Genomic DNA, 20,435 nt, shown 5'->3' with positions numbered 1-20,435 from the left:
TCCTGTCTATAAATCTAAATCAAGTTCTTCTTGAGAAGAATGAGTATTGTAGAAACGTTCAGTGTCGCGACGGTTTTGACGTCCATGGACGTAGCCATCAATTAATTGAAAAATCTCATAGCGATCTTCACTGGTTAGTGGCGTATGGTTAAATGACAGTTCTTTGCCCGAAACAAATAACCGGCCCAAATCAGTATCATTTTGATCAGTTTTACCAGTTAAGTAATCCAAACTGACATCAAAAAATTCGGCTAGTTTTCTAGCTTCAATATATGAAGGTGTTCGAATTCCACGTTCCCAGTTACCAATTTGTGAAGGAGAATTTTTACTTTCACCTTCTGTTAAGTGTTCGTTTAAAGCATTTGCTAATTCTTTAAGCGTAATATTTTGTCCTCGTCGAAGTGCGCGTAATCGTTCAGGGAACATGAAATTCACATCCTTAATAGTTATTATTGAGACTATTTTACCACTATTTGAGCAGATTGTTTTTGAGCCACACATTGATAAATTGATAGACTTCTTTTCTGGAGACTTCGTTCAGAATTTCATGGCGCAAGTCTTCAAATAATTTCAATGTGACATTCTTAAATTGGGCATTCGTGAGTAGATTAAAGTGGTACTCGGGACCCTTACCGAATTTACCAACGGGATCGTTGGTACCACTTGCAATTAAAATAGGTAAGCCCTTGCGAACGTTGTCAACCCAATGCGGACTGGTGGCAATTTTGGTCAGACTCAGTAAAGTATAAAACCCGTTGTTAGTGAAAATAAAGCCTGACTTTGGATCATCTTCATATTGTTTTAAGACTAATGGATTGTGAGTTAACCAAGAGTATTTGACATGTTTATTGAATGATTTGGAAAAACCACCAAATGAAAGTCGGTCCAGAAAATGACCAATCTGTTTAGGCTTAGTTTTATTTAAAGCTGAAATCAGTGGCCAAGCTGGCAGCAACTCTGGGTGCGTGGCACTAGTGCCAATTAGTATTGCTGCATCAATCTCAAAAGAGATTTTCCGCAAAATTGCTTGTAAAATCATTGCCCCCATACTGTGTCCAAGCATTACGTATGGTAAACTAGGATTAGCTTTTTTAATGAGATGCATTAATTTGATTTCATCTTGTTGTAAATGTTCAACAGGATGGTCGGCACCAAAATAGCCCAGGTGTGAAATTGTGGCGGTCTTACCATGACCAAGATGATCATCACCGACCACTATCCACCCGTGGGCAGCTAAATTTTCCGCGAATTCCGCATAGCGTTGAATATGTTCTGCCATGCCGTGGATGATTTGAATAATCCCCACTGGTGCAACTGTAGGCATCCATTTGCGAGCATAAATTGTAGTTTGACCATCACTTGATGGAAAATTAAATTCAATAGACAAGGTGAACTCCTTTTGAAGAAAAAGTATATATACATAATTATATTAGTGTTTCTGATTATATGCACTGGTTTTATTGGCGCAGCCCTTTATTTTTTTCATGAAGCGGTGATTCCTAGCCATAAAAGTTTCTTAAGCGATACGAAAACACTAAAGAAATCAGATCCACTTTATAAGCAAAAAAAATGGTATTTGGATGCTGACAAGCAACTGTGGACCATGAAATCAGCAACTGGTAATTTGAAACTAGTAGCCAACTATATTCCGGCTGCTACACAAACTGACAAAACCGTGGTGGTCGCACATGGCTTCATGGGCAGTAAGAACACAATGGGGGCCTATGCCTATTTGTTCCATCAATTAGGGTACAATGTCTTACTACCTGACGCACGGGCACAAGGAGACAGTCAAGGCCAATATATCGGTTATGGCTGGCCTGAGCGAAAAGATTACGTAAAATGGATTAATAAAGTAATTGATACGAATGGGCAAAATTCTCAAATTGTGATGTTTGGTGTTAGCATGGGTGGCGCAACGACAATGATGACCAGTGGTGAAAAGCTGCCATCTCAAGTCAAAGCCTTTGTTGAAGACTGTGGGTATACTAATGCTCGGACGGAAATTGCGTACCAAGCCAAAGAACTCTACCACGTACCTAGTTTTCCACTAGTAAATGTCGTGAGTGGAATTAATAAAATTCGTAATGGCTTTTTCTTTGGACAAGCCAGTGCCGTGAAACAAGTGCACAAAAATCAGCGGCCGATGTTTTTTATCCATGGTGCAAAGGATGAATTCGTCCCAACTTCGATGGTCTATCAAAATTATTCAGCCACGCGTGGTCCCAAAGAATTATGGGTGGTGAAAGGGGCGAAACATGCTGCCTCATTAGATAAAAATCCAACTGAGTATCAACACAAGGTGGCACAATTTTTGAGTAAATATATTAAGTAAAGTTGTGTAACGTAATTCGTGAGAGAGTTGCCTTATGGAACTGATCAAAAATGAGCTTTGGCAAAATATTATTTTTGTCAAAGCTCATTTTTTAGTTCAGCGACTGCATATAAACTAGTTCATCAGTCGAAATTTGTTCATTTAAGTTATTCGCAACATTCGTTGAAATTTGACCACTGGCCAACTGTTGTTGAACAAAGGAATGTTCATATTGAAAGGCTTGAATAAACAAATTACTCATCAAGTCATCATCGAGATTTTCATTGCTTTGATAACGTTGCAATAATTGATTGTAGTATTCCAAAATGAAATTAATTTCATGGGCATTCTCTTTATCGTTCAATGTGCGCAGATAATCTTGGACTGCTTCTGTTGTTTTGATAATAATCGATAGCATCTTTTTACGATCAATTCGATTGTGTTGCTCTGCGCGTTGTCTCCATTCTTCAATGCGGCGACGGCGGTTGCAGCCAAAATGAAATTTACGTCGCAAGTTTCTGGACAGAAAATTGAAGGTCGAAACAAAGACATGATTGCTAAATATGTCTAAGGATTTACGCAAAATCTTTTCTGAAATCATCCGTTCTTGATGGGTAATTTCGTTGTTATCTTCCATTTGATCCAGGGTATCTAGTTCGACTTGATGAACTTGATCAATTAATTTCACGTATTTTTTTCGATCCGGTTGTGTCGTGAACGAACGAGTTTGGCTACCAATTGTGCCGCTGACTCGGTCAACTTCCTTTGATTTAGGATTTGAATTACGCAGTTGAGATTCAGCGTAGTAAATTAAATCGCGGAAGATATCTGACAATTCTTGTTGCGAAAGTTCATCTTGTTTTTTAGGCGCAATGTATGGGAACACAAACGTGGCAACTAACAAGCTAACTAAAATGACAGTGGCAGTGACAAATATGAGTTGACCCCGTAACTCTGTTAATGTTGAATTGACGCCAGTTGGGATAGAGAAAGCCATTGCTAACGCAATAGTGCCGTGAACACCGCCAATCGCACCATTTAAGGCGTTATTGTTACTGGAATTAACACTAGGAGCAAGATTAAATTTGAACCATACGTAGCGGATTAAAGTAATCAGCACGTATATAATAACTCCACTGATTAACAGAATCGAGATATCTTGTGCGCCCCAATCAGACATCACGGATGGCAATGTTGCGCCTAATAATACAAAAACAAATCCATTTAAAATGTCAGAAATAATCGCCCAAGTTGTCGTGGTGACAATTTGTAACTTGGTTGAAGTCAACCGTAAGCGAGTTTGGAAAGCAGCAAACACTAAACCGGCTGCTACCACGGCCAAAATACCGGAGACGCCAATTTATTCTGCCACCCAATAGACAAACAATGGAGTCATGATTTCAACCGGAACAATGATGGCACTGATATCGGTATGAGTTCTAGTCAAATTGAGTCTTAAAATCGTGACTAGGTAACCCAAGATAAAGCCGATTATGATACCGCCAAAAAAAGTTTTGCCAAAATCTAAGATACTAGTGAATACAGAAAAATTACCGGAAGTAATTGAAGATAAGGCGATTCCAAACAACACGATACCGGCTGCGTCATTGAAAAGTGATTCGTGTTCTAAGGCTTGATGCACGTCAGTTGGAACTTCGACATTCCGGGTGATTGACGAAACAGCAACTGCATCAGTTGGGGTGATGATTGCCGCTAGTAAAAAGGCAATTGGTAAGGTTGCAGCACTCCAAATCCAATTAATAAAGAACCATGCAATAATTACCGTGACGACTGAGAGTCCGACTGATAATGACAAAATCGTCGATAAGTTAGTGCGCAAGGCTCGCAATGAAGTTGATTTTCCATCTTTAAACATCAACGGTGCAATGATGATTAACATAAATATTTCTGGGTGAATCACGAAATGATGGAACTGCGAATCAAAAGATAACACCATCCCCACAGCAATTTGATATAAAGCTAATGGTATTTTTGGATAAACCAAATTGACGGTATTCGCCACAATGACTGCAAGTAACAGTACCACGACCATGAGAATAATTTCCATACTATACTCCTCAACGTTAAATAATAGCTCTATTGTAACAAAGTTTGTTTGAAATGGTAGTCAATGAATGATGGTATTTTATAGAGTGTTAAGTAAATTTAGTAGACAATTCGCATAAAATTGCATAGTATACTAGTAACCAGAAACCGGTGGGGAGGTAAGCTAATGTTTAGTACAATTGGTCAAATAATTTTTGATAATGAAGCAGTTGCAAAAACCCAAGACTTTACGATGGGACTTGAAATCGAAATGCAACGTGTGGATGAAAATGGTGAATTAAGTAAGGAGCCGTATCCATCAGGTGTGGGGGATGAGAAGACTAACCCCTGGGTCACCAATGATTTTTTGGAAACCATGTCTGAAGTAGTGACACCACCGGCATCTCATGCGTTGGATGCGATGCATTATTTGTTTGGACTAAATAATGCCCTCAGAACAGCGTTATCACCAGGTGAACTGCTATGGCCATTGTCCATGCCACCAGCTCTACCGGCAGATCTCGATGAACAGCGAAGTTTGTTGGCAAAAGCTGATCCCAGTAAGGAAGAATACCTGGAAGAATGGCTTAATCGACATGGCTTTTCAGAAGGGACTCCCAGTGGTGCACACATCAATTTAAGTATTGATAATCGCGTGTTTGACTTGGTCTATCCTTATTTAGAGGACCGATTTGAAAACCGTATTGAATTAGAAAATTATATGTACACTAAAATTGCCCAAGGATTCATGCGTTACCGTTGGCTGATTACATATTTATTTGGTGCCAGTCCGATTGCAGAAAAAAATTATTTTGAAACGGGTGAAGGCCCAGCCAATCCCATCAGATCTGTTCGACAAAGTTCATATGGGTTCGGCACAAAATTTCAGGGTGATTATTCCGACGTCCAAAGTTACGTCGATCGAATCTTGCAAGGAGCAGAAGACGGCACTCTGATCTCTGATTACGAATTTCACGGTGCAGTGCGTTTCAAAGGAGAAGGGCCCCTCAAAGATTTACCTCAAAGTGGGGTGAAATATCTTGAACTCAGAATGCTCGACTTAGATCCTAGTAGCTCTGTTGGCGTTCGGACCAACACGCTCCGATTTATTCGATTAATGGCCAGCTACTTCATCATGACGCCACCGCTACGGCCAGAAGAAGTCGGTAAAGTGTTAGAACGCGCCAATCAAATGAATGAAGAAGTTGCCACCGAAATTCCAACCGAAATCAGTAAATACCAAACTAACGCTCGTGCCTTTTTGAATCGACTCGAAATGTACGCTAATCAAATTCAATTAGGCCCAGAGTACCAAGAAGAAATCGAAGACCTCGAAGATCGAATTGAAAATCCACGTACCACTCCCAGCGCTCGCCTAGTCAATCATATCAAGGATGATTCCTTAGTTGAATATGCGCTAATCCGAGCCAAGCGTTACCAAAATTCAGCTTTGCAGTCGATTCGTCCATTCACTGGTTTTGATATTGCTGGTAATTTGAGCGCAGAAGATTTAAAATTACAGTTGTTTAAAGGAAATTGGGAACCAGGTATGGATAAGTAGGGTGAATTCGGGGGAGTGGACTTATGGATTATGGGTATGGAATAGGCCGACAAATTAGTCGTAAGGAAGCCAACTATGATGGGATTCCATTTGATGAGTTAGAACTATTTAATTCTAAAACGCGTCGTGGAGATCAAAAAGCCGTCGTTGCAATCATGAAATATTTGCAATCGATTCAGGGCGTGATTAGTTGGGACGATATATTAACGGGTGCGACTTGTGATGAACTGTTTTCGGAAACGGAACGCAAAGCTCAAATTAAATACACCCGTTATCATATGATTTTGGCCATGCGTAATTTGGAATTAGCTGGCCTAACGAATCGAATTGGCGAAGATTCATTTGAGTTGACCAAAAAAGGGAAAAAGATTTCGATGACTAACTTCGATGTTTGGGAAGATGTTTATAAACTTTCCATCGTTGAGTTGTATCATTTACACGTCTATGGCGAAAAATTTGATAGTAGCAAAACGGAATTTGTGTTCAATTTTAAAATTAAAAACCGAGATAATTAAAAAATGCTGTTTATCCTAAGTTGGATAAGCGGCATTTATTTGTATAAGCACTAGTTTGTCAATTCCATATCTAAGTGCGGGATATCGTCTTCTAAATAGACGTCAGATGTGGCAACGAAGCCAAATGATGCGTAAAATTGTTTAATATAATTTTGTGCACTAATTTTGATTGTTTGGTGGGGATACAGCTCGTGAATCGTTTCAATCGTTTTTGCTACAAGTTGGTGTCCTAGCTGTTGGTTACGAAACTCTTTGACTACCAATACTCGGCCAAAACTGAGATGTGTTCCGTCATCATGGGGGATGATTCTTGCATAGGCGACTAATTGCTCGCCCTCTGTTAAAATGACATGAATTGCGTCGATATCCTTATCATCAATTTCTGGATAAGGACAATTTTTTGTTCAACCACAAAAACGTCTACTCTGGCTTTCAAGATTGCGAGTAATTCTGAACTGCTTAATTCTTTGGTAGTTTTAATTTGTGTTGTTAAATTGTTCATTGACGCGATTTATCCCTTCAGTGATTTTTGCATTAAAATATCGGTTTGTCGATCAGTGCCCATCCAAAATGAATGTGAACTAAATGGAACGAAGCCTAAGTGTTCATAAAAGTGCTGCGCGTTATTATTATGTTCCCAAACGCCCAGCCAAATTAACTTTTTATGTAATTGCTTGGCCTGCTGCTCTGCAAAGTAAATTAATTTTTTACCTAAACCAAATTTTTGGTAATTGCTGGTCAGATAAATTCGTTCCACCTCAAGTGCTTCACCGCCCATGTTTTCAGATTGGGCGTGATTAACATTTAGTTTTAAGTAACCAGCGATAGCCTCATCCACATACAAAAAATAAAAGTATGAATCTGGATTACGCAATTCGTTGGAGAGTGTTTTCAGATTATATGCGTCGTCCAAGTAATGCTGCAAGTTATCGGCTGTATTTTGTTGACCAAAGGTTGCGGTGAAGGTTTCAATTGAAATTGCTTGTAATTCATTTAGTTGATTGTGCCTAATTGGTTTAATTTTAAAGTCCATCTGTTCTCCTAATATTGACGATGATTGCCTTTTTTGACGAATTCCCAGTCAATGGCCACATTTTTTCTGACCCGAGTTAACAACCGTTCGAGTTGCTCTTGTTCTTGATTGGTGAAATCATGCAGGGCAACGCAAGTTGAGTAATTATTTTCCCTAATGACAGTTTGATAAGCCTTCAGTCCAGTTTGAGTGGGGTGCAGGTGTTTAATTTTTTTATTGGTTAAATCAGCTTTTTTTATGATGAAGCCGGTGGTCTCTAGTCGCTTAACGGCTCGAATGACGGTTGAACGATCAACCATGATTAGTTCACCTAATTGTTCTTGAATGATACCAGGGTTTTCACAGATTCTGGCCAAGTACAAGTATTGTCCTTTGGTCAAATTGAGTTGCCTAAATTCGATGTTACTGATTGAGTCCAAAGCTCGCGCAATCATACCAACTTCTCTAAGTACATCTGTCATGTGTTATTCCTCCATGAAATTATTATAGCTTAATTTTGATGTAAATGCATCAAAAAATAATGAAATAAAATACGACTCCATGGTGGAATCGTATTTTAACATGGCTATGAGATGAAGATTTGCACTGCTTTAACTATATTGTAGATAAATAAAACAAAAGAAACGATCGCTAAGATTCCAATCAGGATAATCGACAGCCAGCCCACATGAGCTGCGTTTCCTGTGAATAATCCGACTGACCCAATGAAAATAACACTAATCATTGTTAAAAGCGTTGGGATTAAATGTAGCCAGAAGGCCCTAATAGCGTGGTATCTCATTTCTGCACGGTCGCCGGCTAACAGCCAGACGATTAAAGGAAAAATGATTGGGAGAAATAAGATACTTAAGTAGCTAAAGCCATTGACGATTTTATATGATTGGTTGGTTTCCATGATAAAATCTCCTCTCAATTTGTATACCTTTATTTTACCAATATTATACGTCGTTGGGTATTAAAAAGCTCAAGGTAACAAAAATAAGAGGGGTTGAATGATTAATATCGGAACAATCATGTACGCCCAATCAGTGGATTTGATTGGAATCGTAGCGGCGTAGGTTCGTGTGGTATCTTCTACGTAGCCATGTGAAAGCATCGCCTGAGCTAGTTCATCAGACCAGTTCATTGCGATTAATAGTGCTTTGAAATATAACTTCGGTGACCAATATGATAAGGTAATCCCCCGCATCAAGGCCGCTTTTTGTAAGGTTAAGATGGTTGATTTCATCTTGGGTAAAACACCAAAGGCAGCTAAACTACCGTAAGCAAATTTTGATGGTAAATGAAGATTTTGTTCGAGTGAGCGTGCCAACTCTATTGGTGAATTGATCAACGTGAATGAAGTTCCAAGTAACACATAGGCAAACATCCGAGAGAATAGCACTAAGGCAAAGTGATAATCTTGTGCTGGTGTGAAAAATGCAATAGTGATACTGAGCGCTACTGCCGGAATCACTGGAATTAACAAAACAATACCAAGCGTCTTGAGCTTAATCTTATGTATCATCAAATATATTAAACAGACCGCGATTAACACACAGTTGGCGGTTAAGCTGCGAGTAAATGAAATCTCAAAGGAAATCAAGATGATTAAGATTAATTTGAAACTAGGATTCATGAGACAGTCTCCACATAAGTTAGTTTTTGGTTGGCAAAGTTCAAATGGTAATCGACAAATTGATTTAAGCCGCTAAATTGGTGGCTAATCATCACAATCGTTTGTTGGTGTTCAGCACGATAAGCGTTTAGAATCGTCACAATTTGGTGGATTGAATCAATGTCCAGTCCTTTGAGTGGCTCGTCTAATAAGAGAACTTCAGGTTCGACAATTAGCATTAATAAAATTTGTAATTTCTTCTTTTGCCCTTCGCTTAGGGTGTAAACTACTTGATCTAATAATTCATTTAAATTCAATTGGGTTAAACACGAGGTAATCATGGCATCATTGAAGTAATCTGACTTACGGTGTTGCTTGCTGAGTTCAATTTCTTCACGCATGGTGACAGTCAAGAACTGATTTTCTGAGTCTTGAAAAATTAGTGCAACTTCTCGGGCGTATTTTTTGGCCTTAATTTTTTGAATATTGGTTTGATTCATTTGAATTTCGCCTGAAAACTTCATCAATTTGGCCATTGATAGGAAGAGGGTGGATTTACCTATTCCATTCTCACCCGTAATCAGTGTGACTTTGCCACTAGGTATTTGTAATGATGACTGTGACAATAGCGCATGTTGCTGGATTTGAATCTGTAATTCGTCGAAATTAAAGGCAACTTCAAGGTTAGCGATGGGTAAAGTCGAAGTGATGGCAGGAACTTGTTTTTCAAAGTCAGTCAGTAATTGCAATCCATCTTCACGAGAAAGCGTCTGAATCGTTTGATTATGAATCGTATAGACGTGATCCACGACCTGTTTATAACCTAACAAGTCATGATCTGCGATAATGATTGTCTTTTGTTGCTGGTCTCTAAGAGTAACGAGTTTGGCAATTAATTCAGCTCTAGATTGCGGATCAATACTGGCAAATGGTTCGTCCAATAAGATAATATCGCGTTCCATCGCAATCACGATGGCTAAAGCGACCTTTTGCTTTTCACCACCGGACAAGGTGTTTAACTGACGATCAATCAATGACTCAATTTCACAAAATGCCAATGCTGAATTTATTTTAGCGGGCATTAATTCCGGATCAACTCGCAAATTTTCTAATACAAATTCAAGTTCATGCCGAGGCGTATCCAAGGTGAATTGATGATTAGGATTTTGGAAAACCAAACCAACTTTCAACTGATTTGGAATTGAAAATGTTCCATTTGCGATTTCACCGCCAAATTCAGGTAACAGCCCGGTTAAAATTTTGAGTAAGGTGGATTTACCACTTCCTGATGGACCAACTAACAAATAAAATTGACCAATTTCAAATTGGACATTAACGTCAGATAAAGTAGTCGAATTGGGTTGGTAATTGAAATTCAAATTTTGAATGTCGATGCTAGACATTAGAACCACCAAACTTCGCTAACATATGACTGCGGTCAAGAAGGGCCGCAATCATTTTGGTTAAGATGCCACCAAAGAAGAAGATTGAGATAAAGCGAACGACGAAGAGCAGGATGAGCATGCCAAAATGAAATTCAGCATAACCGTTTTTAAACATATCCCACGCAAAGGTGACAATCGTAGTTGTTAAGCATGACAGGCACAGTGAGAACCAGTTGTAAACTTTATAGCCGGTTAAAGTGAAACCAAGTTCAGAAGCAATTCCTTGAATGGCACCGGAAATGAGAGTTGAAGCACCCCATTGGCCACCGAAGAACATTTCACCAACTGCCGCTAAAAATTCGCCTAGGAAACCTGCACCAGGTTTTCTAAGGATAAAGCCTGTCAGTGGACCGGCCATTACCCAAATTCCCATGTTAATGTCATTAGCCATTGGTGCTAAGCCAACTGGCGTTAAGACGACTGTCAAAAAGTTATAAATAAAGTTAGTACTGATGAAAATGGCACCAAAGGCGATACCAATTAAAGTGATAAAAATAATGTCGCGAACGTGATAATGATTGCTTAGATTCATAATAGAACCCTCCAAAAATGTATTATCAAATAACATTAGGAGTGTGTGAGTAACTAAATACTCCACACGTTTTAATCAATAACTATATAACTCGAAAGTCGAAAAAAGCGACCCTCCAATTTTAAAAGGAGAGTCGCTTAACAAATTTGTTAGTCGAGTTAAATATAGGTTATCTCCCTTCGCTGGTATTAACCAGAGCAGGTTCAATGGGTATATCTCAGCCAAGTGGGCACCCCAGATGTAATATTTGATTAATGCAAATATAACTTATTATCTCGCAGAAAGCAAATTAATGATTCTTGAAAAGTTTAGTTAAATAATCCATGAAGACACCGAGATAACGATCCTTATCAACGTTGACTGCAACTTTGACATTGGTAGTCGCATCATTTAAGCGGGCGTTATCCCCGATGGTCCGGCCATAATTGTTTTCGTCATAGGTTACTTTCATATTAAGATCGATTGTGTCGACAAATGAAGCGTCAAGCGCAACCCCAACGGCTAATGGATCATGAAGGGCACAGCCGGTTTTATCGATACCCAAATTGTAGTAGGCATCAATGTAAAAATCGGTGATATCAGCATAGGCTTTACCAGCTGTCGTGCCTAATTCACGCCAAGTTGAAGTTTCATTTTTCGTGAGTAATGTTCGTAATGTAACATCTAATCCAACCATCACAATGTTTAAATCACTACGCATTACACGGTCAGCGGCTTCAGCATCTTGGTTGATGTTAGCTTCGGCATATGGAGTCACGTTACCTTCAACGGTCAAGGCACCACCCATAAAGGTGACGTTGCCAATTAATTTGGCAATGGCCGGATCTTTAGCGAGTGCGGCGTCTAAGTTGGTCATTGGACCAGTTGGCACGAAAATTAAATCTTTGGTGTATTTGTGGGCGGCTTCAATCAAGAAGTCGACCGCCGTTTGTGATTCAACAGGGCGTTTGGCCTTTGGTAATTCAACTTCACCAATCCCATTGTTACCATGGATATCTTTACTTACTTGCATTACATCAAAATGATCAGTAGTACTTGAGTGACTAGCGCCGATAAAGACAGGTACGTCAGTTGCACCCAAAATTTCAAGTAGCTTTAAACTATTTTCAGCCGATTGTTCAACGAGACAATTGCCGTACGAACTCACGATACCAATCAAATCGACTTCTGGTGCAGCTAGTGCGTAAGCAATTGCTAAGGCATCATCAACACCAGTATCTAAATCAAGAATCATTTTTTTTGTAGCCATGTAAATCCCTCCGAGTTATTTAATGTAAGCCATTACATACTTCAATCATAAACAACTAACCTTGGAAAAACAAATTAAACTTTGATGAGTTTCTTTAATTGTCAAAATGATTTTGACATTGAAACAGTCAGTAGGTTAAGCTAGAAAATAACATTAGGAAGGTGCAAATTAAGATGAGTGAAGAAATTTATGATTTAACAATTATCGGCGGTGGGCCAGCAGGAATGTTTGCCAGTTTTTATGCCGGTTTGCGCGAAATGAAAGTGCAAGTAATCGAAAGCTTGGAACAATTTGGTGGCCAGGTGGACGCCTTATACCCAGAAAAACATATTTTGGATGTGGCCGGTTCAGTCAATATTCCAGGGCATGAACTGATTAGTAATTTAGAAGAACAAATGCGTTTAGTGAAAGTTGAAGCACGCTTGGGCGAGACGGTTGAAGATGTAATCAAGCAAGATGATCAATTCGAAATTGTCACTGATAAGCGGACAACTCATTCTAAAACAGTCATTATTGCGTTGGGCAATGGGGCATTCAATCCTCGCAAACTAGCCGTGGACGGTGCTGATGAACTCGAAAATAAGCATTTATTTTACTTTATTAAACAAAAAGAACATTTCCGCAACAAGCGAGTTTTAGTCGCTGGTGGTGGGGATGCTGCCTTAGATTTGACGATGATGCTGGAACCAGTGGCTAGTCAAGTTTATTTGATGCATCGCCGTGAAACTTTCCGTGGATTAGAACATATGGTGACGGCGATTGAGAAATCAAGCGTTCAACTAGAAGTACCCTATCTATTAAAGGACTTAAAACAAAACGCTGATGAATCATTAGAACTAACCATGAAGAAGATGAAATCTGATGATACCAAGCAATTAACGGTGGACGATATCGTTGTAAGCTATGGATTCACTTCGAACAACAAAGCGTTAACTGCTTGGTCACTCGATTTGGAATCAGAACGTCATGACATTAAGGTTGATTCAGAAATGATGACTAATATTGACGGCGTTTATGCCATTGGGGATGGCGTGATTTATCCGGGAAAAGTTAAGTTAATTGTCACAGCATTTGGTGAAGGACCAACTGCAGTGACTGCAATTATGAATAAACTCTATCCAGATAAAAATTCGCAATTACACAGTACGGCCATGCATTTAGATCAGAAATAAAACAAACCATCATTCAATTTGCGAATGATGGTTTTAATTTGGCACAATTTAGTTTTGTGTATCATCTGGATTGGTAATCTTAATCCGGTTGGAATCTGTTGAAGCAGTATTTGCTTCTGGAGCATCGGTGAAGTATTCATCAACCGTACTCTTATTGTTATTTTTAGAGTAGACACTGGTTGATTTGGTGCCTAGTTTCTTTTCAATATTAATTGCTTTGTCGAGACCATCTGAATAGTTATATGAGGATGCATCCACGGACTTGAAGCCCTTTGGAGTGTAGAATCTCAATAAGTTCTTGGTATTCAGTGAATCAGACAATGACAATTCCTTGGAAACTTTCTTTTGATCTGCTTCCAGTTCTTTCTTTACTTTGCCAGTTGGCGTAATTTTCTTACCGGTACTATTATCGTAAATTACTCCCGAAATACTGGTGTAATTTGGAGTAATAAAGTCTTTATTTCTAAAGGCAACCACTTGATCATGGCCACTCGAGAAGAGGTCGGTCCCAAATTGAATGTATCGTTTGGAACTTATGCCTAACAAGTGCATCAAGGTTGGTAAGACATCAACTTCACCACCGTATATGTGTGAAATGCCACCTTTGCCACCAGAATTTGGCACAAGGAACATTAATGGAACCCGTTGCATTTGGGCGTCATCGTAACTTGTCCAAGTATCAGAAGATCTACCTAGGACACTAGCTAACTTCTTATTTTCGGTGTCAGAAATGCCATAATGATCACCGTAAATTACAAACATTGAATTGTCATAGAGACCAGCCTTCTTCAAGTAGGTGAAGAATTCTTGTAATGATTGATCCAAATAGTGGGCGGTGACAAAGTAATTGTCGACTGAATCAGAGCCGGTATCAACCGTGGTAAAGTTACTATCTTTATCTTCATCGTCCAATTCATAAGGGAAGTGATTCGTGACGGTAATGAACTTAGCATAAAATGGTTGTTGCAGTCTTTGTAAATATTGCACTGAATCATTGAACAGCAATTTATCTTTGAGTCCATAACCAGTCGCTTTATCACCGGAAGTATCGTAATAACTAGCATCAAAGAAATATTGATAACCAAGATTCTTGTAAGTATTATTACGATTCCAGAAACTAGCAACGTTACCATGGAAGACGGCGGAAGTATAGCCAGCGCGTTGGTTTAAAATTGCGGGCGCTCCTTGGAACGTATTATCACTACCTAAAGTAGCAAATAATGAACCTTGCGATAAACCATAGGTACTAGTTTCAAGCAGGTTTTCAGCGTCACTGGTTTTTCCTTGGCCCACTTGGTGAAAGAAATTATCAAAGGCATACGTATTGGAGCCGTGATAAATAGAATTGAGGAATGGAGTCACTTCTTGACCATTAATCTTTTTATCAATTAAGAATTGTTGGAAACTTTCCAAATGAATGACAAAGACATTGCGACCTTTAGCGATACCGTACATGCTTTTATTTGGCGAAGCATAATGCGAATCGGTGAAGTCTTTAACTTTTTCCAGTTCTGACTTCGTCGCGGTTTTTCGTAAATGATCGGTTTGACCGGTTTTCAAGGCGTCGTAAACAGTAAATGAATCGAGGCCTAAGTATTTGACCAAATAAGTTCGATCAAACGTCCGGGTTAATAATTGAGGACGGCTCATTTCTGCTAAACTCAAATTGACTCCAAAGGCTAACACTGCGATGGAAGTCATTGAAAATGCCAACCGATGATTGACAGCTCGTGGATCAAAGTGGATTTTACGCATCAGCATCATAATAATAATGATGACCACGTCCAACCAGTAAAAGACGTCGTGGAAATTAGTTAGGGATAACGAACTCCCACTCAGTCCTTGATTAACCTTTGAATAGCCGGTCATTGTGGCTACGGTCATAAAGTCGGTAAATTCACGATAGTAAATCACATTCATGTAAAGTAAGAATGAATTGATTAGGTATATCGCGCCGAGCACAGGGTAAAAGAAGCGTGATCGTTTAAAATATAATGCAATCCCTAGAGTTAACAGCGTAGTGGCAAACGGATTAATTAAGAGAATGATAAATTGAAAAACATCTTCGACTCCTAAATTAAAATCCATAAAGTACGCAAAAAGGGTTTTTAACCAAAAAAGAGCAACTAGAATTGAAAGTAAGCCAATTCTAGTGTCTTTTAGTTTGATAAGCTTCTTCATTCGGTGAATTCCTCACAATAATTTTATTCGGCCCAGATTCGGACATATTAATTATTGCTATTTTATCACAGTTTAGAATACTTAACCCAATTCACGAAATTTGTAACTAAATGTTAAGCCTTTGCTGTTTCAGGAACTGCCATCCAATCATATTGTAGCAACTGATGGAGTTTTTGATTGACGGGGATCCACAGTTCAGCATGCCAAATATCTTTTAGTGAAGGGAGAAATAACACGTCTTCGCGTTCAGATTGAGTGACGGGTACCAGTAAGTGTTGCCCATCTTGAGTGATAAAAGTAATCATTTTGTTGGTGAGTGCAATAATTTTAGCGGAAACGATAATGTTTGATTTTTGAATAGTATTTTCGATAACGGCCATGTTAGCCACCTGCTTTCTTCTTGATGCTTGTAATATTACTGTAACATTGTGAAGATTTTGTGGTGAATTAGTGATTAGTGGACTAAACTAAAGTTAAATAAATTTAAAAAGGAAGTTGTAAATATGACGAAATTAAATGTATACGCGGTAAGACACGGACAAACGTATTTCAATATTTATAATAAATTACAAGGATGGAGCAATTCACCATTGACCCAAAAGGGAATTGATGATGCCCATGACGCTGGGAAACGATTGGCCCAAATTAAATTTGCTGCCGCTTATTCAAGTGATACCACCCGTGCTGAACAGACTGCCAAAGTCATCCTCGGTGAAAATCAAGTTAGTGCGGTGAAAGTGCCGGAGACACAACCATACTTTAGAGAGCAATTCTATGGTTCATTTGAAGGTACCAACATGGATGCGGCCTGGTACTCAACAGGAGCTCCTCATGGGGTTCCTACCTTTAAAGCCATTGTCGACAAATATTCGATTGGCAAAGCCAAAGATTTTATGAAAGAAGCTGATCCATTCCATCATGCTGAAAGTGATGACGAATATTGGCTGAGAATTAATAAAGGCATCGCGCTTATTAGAAGCAACGATACCTTAAAAGATGGAGATAATGTTTTATTGATTAGTCACGGTAATACTTTGTTGAGTTTAATGGAACGCTTTGGACAAGGAAAATTTGACTTGTCTGTACGTCCTGCAAACGGCAGCGTCACTAAACTCATCGTAACTGATGATGACGTGACGGTTGATTTTTATAATCAAACGGATTGATGAGCGAAGTTGTCTTCAATTTCTGCTCGACGTGGTTCCAGCCATTTTGGTAAGACTAGTGATTCGCCTAACGTTTCTAACGGCTCATCCACGGTAAATCCTGGGGTGACGGTGGCTAATTCAAGTCGGTTATCACTCGGGTCACGCAAGTAGATGCTTTTGAACCAAGTCCGGTCTTTGTAAACTTCTTGTTCCCACCCCTGGTCTGCTGCTCGACTCCAAGCGCTAAATAAGTCGTCGTCAGTTGGGGATGCGAGGGCAAGATGATCTGTGCTGCCACGACCAAAGCGAGTGCGTTCGTCGGGTTGATCACTTTGAATTAATTGAATGAATTGATTTTGACCTACTTCAATGCGATGATTTTGATCAATATTTAAGTTGAGATATTGCTTGAAAAAGTCTTCTGAAGCGGCAATGTCAGGACCAATCCAATCAGTCCCAATAATTTTGATAATTTGATTTTCTGCCGGCACGGGTGAGGTGGGAATGATTTGATTTGGTTGCAGTGATTCTTCAATTTCCTGGAGCGTAATTCTGAAGTCGTCAGGGTCGTTGAAATTAATGCCATGTTTGGTGGTTTCGACCTCGATATCTTGAGACTTAATCCAAGTGGTCCACCAAGAGAGGGTGCCAGTGGGGATGCCCAAATAAACACCATAAATATCATGATTACCATTCACCCGTCGTCCTAAAAACGGCACAATGAAAAACGTAATAACCGTCCCAGGAGAACCTAAGTAATCACCGTAAAATAAGTGCACCATGTGAGGATTTTCTTGGTTAACGGTATATTTGACTTGTCGAAGCCCAAGCACTTGTGTGTAAAAATGCTGATTTGGTTTTGTTTTGGCAGCTAAACTAGAAATATGATGGATATCCATGAAGGTCACCTCGTTATTTTAATCAAATCTAGCTAAATTATAGGTTGAAAATACTTTTAATGCACTTAAAGTGTATTGAGCGAGTATAATGGTTGTATCGATTATTTTAAGTGAGGAACAAATTTTGGAAATTAGAGAAACAACGGATACTGAATCACAGATTTTTCATGATGCGATGAATATTCGACTGACCGTTTTTGTCAAAGAGCAAAACGTGCCAGAAGAACTAGAACGTGATGAATTTGATAATGTATCACACCATTTTGTTGGTTATCAAGATGGCCAGCCGGTCACAACTGTTCGCATTAAAAAAGAAGATCAAAACTGGCATGTTCAGCGAGTTGCGACAATGAAAGATGCTCGTGGTCATGGATATGCACAACAGTTGATGGAAGAAATTATCAAGCGAGCTAAACTTGAACCTGGAATTAATTATCTAGTATTAGGAGCGCAATTAACCGCCATATTGTTTTATGAAAAAGTTGGATTCAAGGCTGTAGGGCCTGAATTTACTGAAGCCGGAATCCTACATCGTGAAATGAAACTAGCTGTTAAATAGGAGTTAACTATGATAGTAGACGACATAATTCGAGAAATATATAATACTCAAAAATTCCAGTTTAAGATTGGTGAAATCAGCGAAATGGCAGGAGTATCAACTCGTCAATTGCGATATTGGGAAAAGCAAGGTTATTTAAAATCTAATGATCGTGCTGGTGAACAAAATGCCCGAGTGTTTAGTTTTAGAATGTACGTTAAATCACGGCTCATGAAAAATTATCTGGATGAAGGGTTCACTTTGGCTAAAGCCAATGAAAAAAGTAGCGCTTTGTTGGGTAAGATGGAGTGGATGCATAAATTTGCCACGTTAGCCCACGTTGGGTTAGAAGAAGTTGATGGTCAAAAAGCAGTTTATCTAGGGCTTCTAGATGATGATAAAAGCAAAAAACTATACGGGTTTATAGACGATGATGGAGTGCATTATCGGACAATCGGTTAATTATCTTAGCTTTTTCAGGTGAAAACGCTTATATTTATTATGTATTGTGATAAAATAGTTTAAAATTTTAAAAGTGAGGTTTTTTCCAGTGAGTGAATACAATGTAGCAATCGTCGGAGCCACAGGAGCTGTTGGTACCCGAATGATTCAAATGGTCGAAGAATCTAGTTTGAACGTCAAGTCAGTTAAAATGCTGGCATCATCACGGACAGCTGGGACCAAAGTTAAATTTAAGGGTAAGGATTATACCGTCGAAGAAACTACACCAGATTCATTCGAAGGAATTGATTTGGCCTTATTTTCTGCAGGAGGGTCAGTTTCTAAGAAATTTGCACCCGAAGCAGTTAAACGTGGGGCAGTAGTGGTTGATAATACTTCTGCTTTCCGAATGGATCCAGAAGTACCATTGGTAGTGCCTGAAGTGAACTCTGAAGCATTGCAAGATCATAATGGTATTATTGCTAATCCAAACTGTTCAACTATCCAAATGGTAATGTCACTGGAACCAATCCGTGAACGTTATGGATTGGCTCGAATTATTGTGACAACCCTTCAAGCCGTTTCTGGTGCTGGTAATCGCGCAATTCAAGAAACACTTGATGAAAGTCGCGATGTATTGGATGGCAAAAAGGTTACACCAAAAGTGTTGCCCGTTGCTGGCGATAAAAAGCACTATCAACAAGCATTTAATGTCTTGCCACAAATTGATGTCTTTGAAGACGATGGTTATACCCATGAAGAATGGAAAATGATTCATGAAACCAAAAAGATTATGTGTGAAGGCGATATGGATAGTGATGCAATTCAAGTGACTGCCACTTGTTCACGTGTGCCAGTACCAGTAGCTCATAGTGAATCGGTTTATTTTGAAGTATTAGATAAGAGTGCCACGGTAGAAGGAATTCATGAAGCTATCAGTAATTTTGATGGTGATATCTTAGAAGATGATCCAGCTAATCAAATTTATCCACAACCAATTAATGCTGAAGGTAAGCGCGAAACGTTTGTTGGACGGGTTCGTCCAGATTTAGAAAATAAAGGTTCATTCCACCTCTGGAATGTTTCTGATAATCTATTAAAGGGTGCCGCTTGGAATTCAGTTGAAATTGCTGAATATCTTGATAAGATGGACTTACTCAGGGTTCCTGGCTTTACTAAATAAATTGTTAATAACAAATCGAGTCCTCCGTTATTGGAAGACTCGATTTTTGAGTGCGCCCGGCATGGGCGCCAACTAGGTGGTGAAAGTCCACTGTGGGCCGTAGTAGTCGGAACCACTAGCCAAGGACAAGGGTGTCCACTGTGAAGTGGAATCTGAAGGAAGTCTGAGGAGCAAAATACCGCACCAATGAACAAGAAGTAGCTATAAGGCCAGAACTGATTGGATAAGATTGCTCAACAAATCGAAGTCCGATACTACTCAAAATCACTATGGTAAAGCTAATGGTGACATGGTATGAAAGTTGACGTTCTTACCCGGGGAGGCCTGATAGACAAGTCCCGACAAGAAGAGCAATCAAGTTCTACAGGACAACTGTTTCAGTGATGGAATACTGAGTTTATCAGGAGTCAGCCGAGGCCATAGTAGTGACTTCGTCACGAAGGGCTGAACAGTAATAACTCACATTGATTATGGAGGTGGAATTTATGCGACGATCGCAGAAAACAGAAAACAAAGCTGACCACCAGTGGATGGTAGGTCTGGAAGACCAAGAACAAACTGGGGCGCGTAGGATGAATTCT

At 39.3% G+C, this 20,435-nt stretch carries 22 protein-coding genes, 1 pseudogene and 1 riboswitch; of the genes and pseudogenes, 8 read left to right on the top strand and 15 right to left on the bottom strand.

From position 1 onward, the window contains the following. Positions 1-6: 6 nt before the first annotated feature. Both FFM59_RS02340 and FFM59_RS02335 read right to left on the bottom strand, forming a co-directional pair. On the bottom strand, positions 7-426 hold the full coding sequence (locus FFM59_RS02340) for a helix-turn-helix domain-containing protein (RefSeq protein WP_137601459.1): 420 nt from the start codon (positions 424-426) through the stop codon (positions 7-9). 43 nt (positions 427-469) lie between these two features. After that, on the bottom strand, positions 470-1,387 hold the full coding sequence (locus FFM59_RS02335; RefSeq protein WP_137601458.1) for an alpha/beta fold hydrolase: 918 nt from the start codon (positions 1,385-1,387) through the stop codon (positions 470-472). A 12-nt stretch (positions 1,388-1,399) separates the two neighbouring features. Between FFM59_RS02335 and FFM59_RS02330 the strand changes: the two genes are divergently transcribed. Next, positions 1,400-2,335: an alpha/beta hydrolase gene (locus FFM59_RS02330; RefSeq protein WP_137601457.1), complete on the top strand. Its 936-nt coding sequence runs from the start codon at positions 1,400-1,402 to the stop codon at positions 2,333-2,335. A gap of 91 nt (positions 2,336-2,426) precedes the next feature. Here FFM59_RS02330 and FFM59_RS10385 read toward each other — a convergent pair whose 3' ends face one another. Beyond that, a complete protein-coding gene (locus tag FFM59_RS10385; RefSeq protein WP_170175905.1) occupies positions 2,427-3,656 on the bottom strand; it encodes a cation:proton antiporter in 1,230 nt (409 codons plus the stop codon). A gap of 18 nt (positions 3,657-3,674) precedes the next feature. Further along, entirely contained in the window at positions 3,675-4,382 is a 708-nt protein-coding gene (locus FFM59_RS10380) for a cation:proton antiporter domain-containing protein (RefSeq protein ID WP_137601455.1), read from the bottom strand. A 165-nt stretch (positions 4,383-4,547) separates the two neighbouring features. Here FFM59_RS10380 and FFM59_RS02315 point away from each other — a divergent pair, with 165 nt between their 5' ends. Beyond that, a complete protein-coding gene (locus FFM59_RS02315; protein ID WP_137601454.1) occupies positions 4,548-5,921 on the top strand; it encodes a glutamate--cysteine ligase in 1,374 nt (457 codons plus the stop codon). A 23-nt stretch (positions 5,922-5,944) separates the two neighbouring features. Further along, positions 5,945-6,436 (top strand): hypothetical protein, encoded by a 492-nt coding sequence (locus tag FFM59_RS02310; protein WP_137601453.1) that lies wholly within the window; start codon positions 5,945-5,947, stop codon positions 6,434-6,436. 50 nt (positions 6,437-6,486) lie between these two features. Here the strand turns inward: FFM59_RS02310 and FFM59_RS02305 are convergent. From FFM59_RS02305 to FFM59_RS02270, 8 genes and pseudogenes are all read right to left on the bottom strand, one after another. Then, a pseudogene (locus tag FFM59_RS02305) lies at positions 6,487-6,938 on the bottom strand (GNAT family N-acetyltransferase). 9 nt (positions 6,939-6,947) lie between these two features. Continuing rightward, positions 6,948-7,469 carry a GNAT family N-acetyltransferase gene (locus FFM59_RS02300; RefSeq protein ID WP_137601452.1) on the bottom strand — a complete coding sequence of 174 codons (522 nt, stop codon included), beginning with the start codon at positions 7,467-7,469 and terminating at the stop codon, positions 6,948-6,950. A gap of 8 nt (positions 7,470-7,477) precedes the next feature. Beyond that, positions 7,478-7,930 (bottom strand): MarR family winged helix-turn-helix transcriptional regulator, encoded by a 453-nt coding sequence (locus FFM59_RS02295; RefSeq protein ID WP_137601451.1) that lies wholly within the window; start codon positions 7,928-7,930, stop codon positions 7,478-7,480. A gap of 104 nt (positions 7,931-8,034) precedes the next feature. Then, positions 8,035-8,364 carry a magnetosome magnetite crystal formation protein family gene (locus FFM59_RS02290; RefSeq protein ID WP_137601450.1) on the bottom strand — a complete coding sequence of 110 codons (330 nt, stop codon included), beginning with the start codon at positions 8,362-8,364 and terminating at the stop codon, positions 8,035-8,037. Positions 8,365-8,433: 69 nt separating this feature from the next. Beyond that, the gene (locus FFM59_RS02285; RefSeq protein WP_137601449.1) at positions 8,434-9,087 is read right to left on the bottom strand and encodes an energy-coupling factor transporter transmembrane component T family protein; all 654 of its coding nucleotides are present in this window, start codon (positions 9,085-9,087) and stop codon (positions 8,434-8,436) included. Beyond that, positions 9,084-10,469 carry an ATP-binding cassette domain-containing protein gene (locus tag FFM59_RS02280; protein ID WP_137601448.1) on the bottom strand — a complete coding sequence of 462 codons (1,386 nt, stop codon included), beginning with the start codon at positions 10,467-10,469 and terminating at the stop codon, positions 9,084-9,086. The genes FFM59_RS02285 and FFM59_RS02280 overlap by 4 nt, the downstream gene beginning before the upstream one ends. Then, complete coding sequence (locus FFM59_RS02275; protein WP_137601447.1) at positions 10,462-11,043, bottom strand: ECF transporter S component; 582 nt, start codon at positions 11,041-11,043, stop codon at positions 10,462-10,464. The genes FFM59_RS02280 and FFM59_RS02275 overlap by 8 nt, the downstream gene beginning before the upstream one ends. Positions 11,044-11,200: 157 nt before the next feature. After that, positions 11,201-11,290: riboswitch (TPP riboswitch) on the bottom strand. 42 nt (positions 11,291-11,332) lie between these two features. After that, positions 11,333-12,292 (bottom strand): nucleoside hydrolase, encoded by a 960-nt coding sequence (locus tag FFM59_RS02270; RefSeq protein ID WP_137601446.1) that lies wholly within the window; start codon positions 12,290-12,292, stop codon positions 11,333-11,335. A 173-nt stretch (positions 12,293-12,465) separates the two neighbouring features. On the opposite strand from FFM59_RS02270, the gene FFM59_RS02265 reads away from it, so the two are divergent. Then, positions 12,466-13,464: an NAD(P)/FAD-dependent oxidoreductase gene (locus FFM59_RS02265; RefSeq protein WP_137601445.1), complete on the top strand. Its 999-nt coding sequence runs from the start codon at positions 12,466-12,468 to the stop codon at positions 13,462-13,464. A gap of 48 nt (positions 13,465-13,512) precedes the next feature. Here the strand turns inward: FFM59_RS02265 and FFM59_RS02260 are convergent, their stop codons facing one another. Both FFM59_RS02260 and FFM59_RS02255 read right to left on the bottom strand, forming a co-directional pair. Further along, positions 13,513-15,645 carry an LTA synthase family protein gene (locus FFM59_RS02260; protein ID WP_137601444.1) on the bottom strand — a complete coding sequence of 711 codons (2,133 nt, stop codon included), beginning with the start codon at positions 15,643-15,645 and terminating at the stop codon, positions 13,513-13,515. 113 nt (positions 15,646-15,758) lie between these two features. Further along, positions 15,759-16,025, bottom strand: coding sequence for a hypothetical protein (locus FFM59_RS02255; protein WP_137601443.1), 267 nt, complete (start codon positions 16,023-16,025; stop codon positions 15,759-15,761). Positions 16,026-16,148: 123 nt separating this feature from the next. Here FFM59_RS02255 and FFM59_RS02250 point away from each other — a divergent pair, with 123 nt between their 5' ends. Then, positions 16,149-16,811 carry a histidine phosphatase family protein gene (locus FFM59_RS02250; protein ID WP_137601442.1) on the top strand — a complete coding sequence of 221 codons (663 nt, stop codon included), beginning with the start codon at positions 16,149-16,151 and terminating at the stop codon, positions 16,809-16,811. Here the strand turns inward: FFM59_RS02250 and FFM59_RS02245 are convergent. Continuing rightward, entirely contained in the window at positions 16,799-17,692 is an 894-nt protein-coding gene (locus tag FFM59_RS02245) for a VOC family protein (RefSeq protein ID WP_137601441.1), read from the bottom strand. The genes FFM59_RS02250 and FFM59_RS02245 overlap by 13 nt on opposite strands. A gap of 124 nt (positions 17,693-17,816) precedes the next feature. On the opposite strand from FFM59_RS02245, the gene FFM59_RS02240 reads away from it, so the two are divergent. The 3 genes from FFM59_RS02240 to FFM59_RS02230 all read left to right on the top strand — a co-directional run bounded on the left by FFM59_RS02240 (position 17,817) and on the right by FFM59_RS02230 (position 19,854). Further along, positions 17,817-18,251 carry a GNAT family N-acetyltransferase gene (locus FFM59_RS02240; RefSeq protein WP_225420270.1) on the top strand — a complete coding sequence of 145 codons (435 nt, stop codon included), beginning with the start codon at positions 17,817-17,819 and terminating at the stop codon, positions 18,249-18,251. 9 nt (positions 18,252-18,260) lie between these two features. After that, a complete protein-coding gene (locus tag FFM59_RS02235; RefSeq protein WP_137601439.1) occupies positions 18,261-18,692 on the top strand; it encodes a MerR family transcriptional regulator in 432 nt (143 codons plus the stop codon). Between the two features lie 88 nt (positions 18,693-18,780). Further along, entirely contained in the window at positions 18,781-19,854 is a 1,074-nt protein-coding gene (locus FFM59_RS02230; protein ID WP_137601438.1) for an aspartate-semialdehyde dehydrogenase, read from the top strand. Positions 19,855-20,435 lie beyond the last annotated feature (581 nt).

Source organism: Paucilactobacillus nenjiangensis (assembly GCF_005405445.1).
Classification (GTDB): Bacteria; Bacillota; Bacilli; order Lactobacillales; family Lactobacillaceae; genus Paucilactobacillus; species Paucilactobacillus nenjiangensis.
The sequence above is the reverse complement of the archived record's forward strand: the minus strand, read 5'-3'. Positions and strand labels throughout refer to the sequence as shown.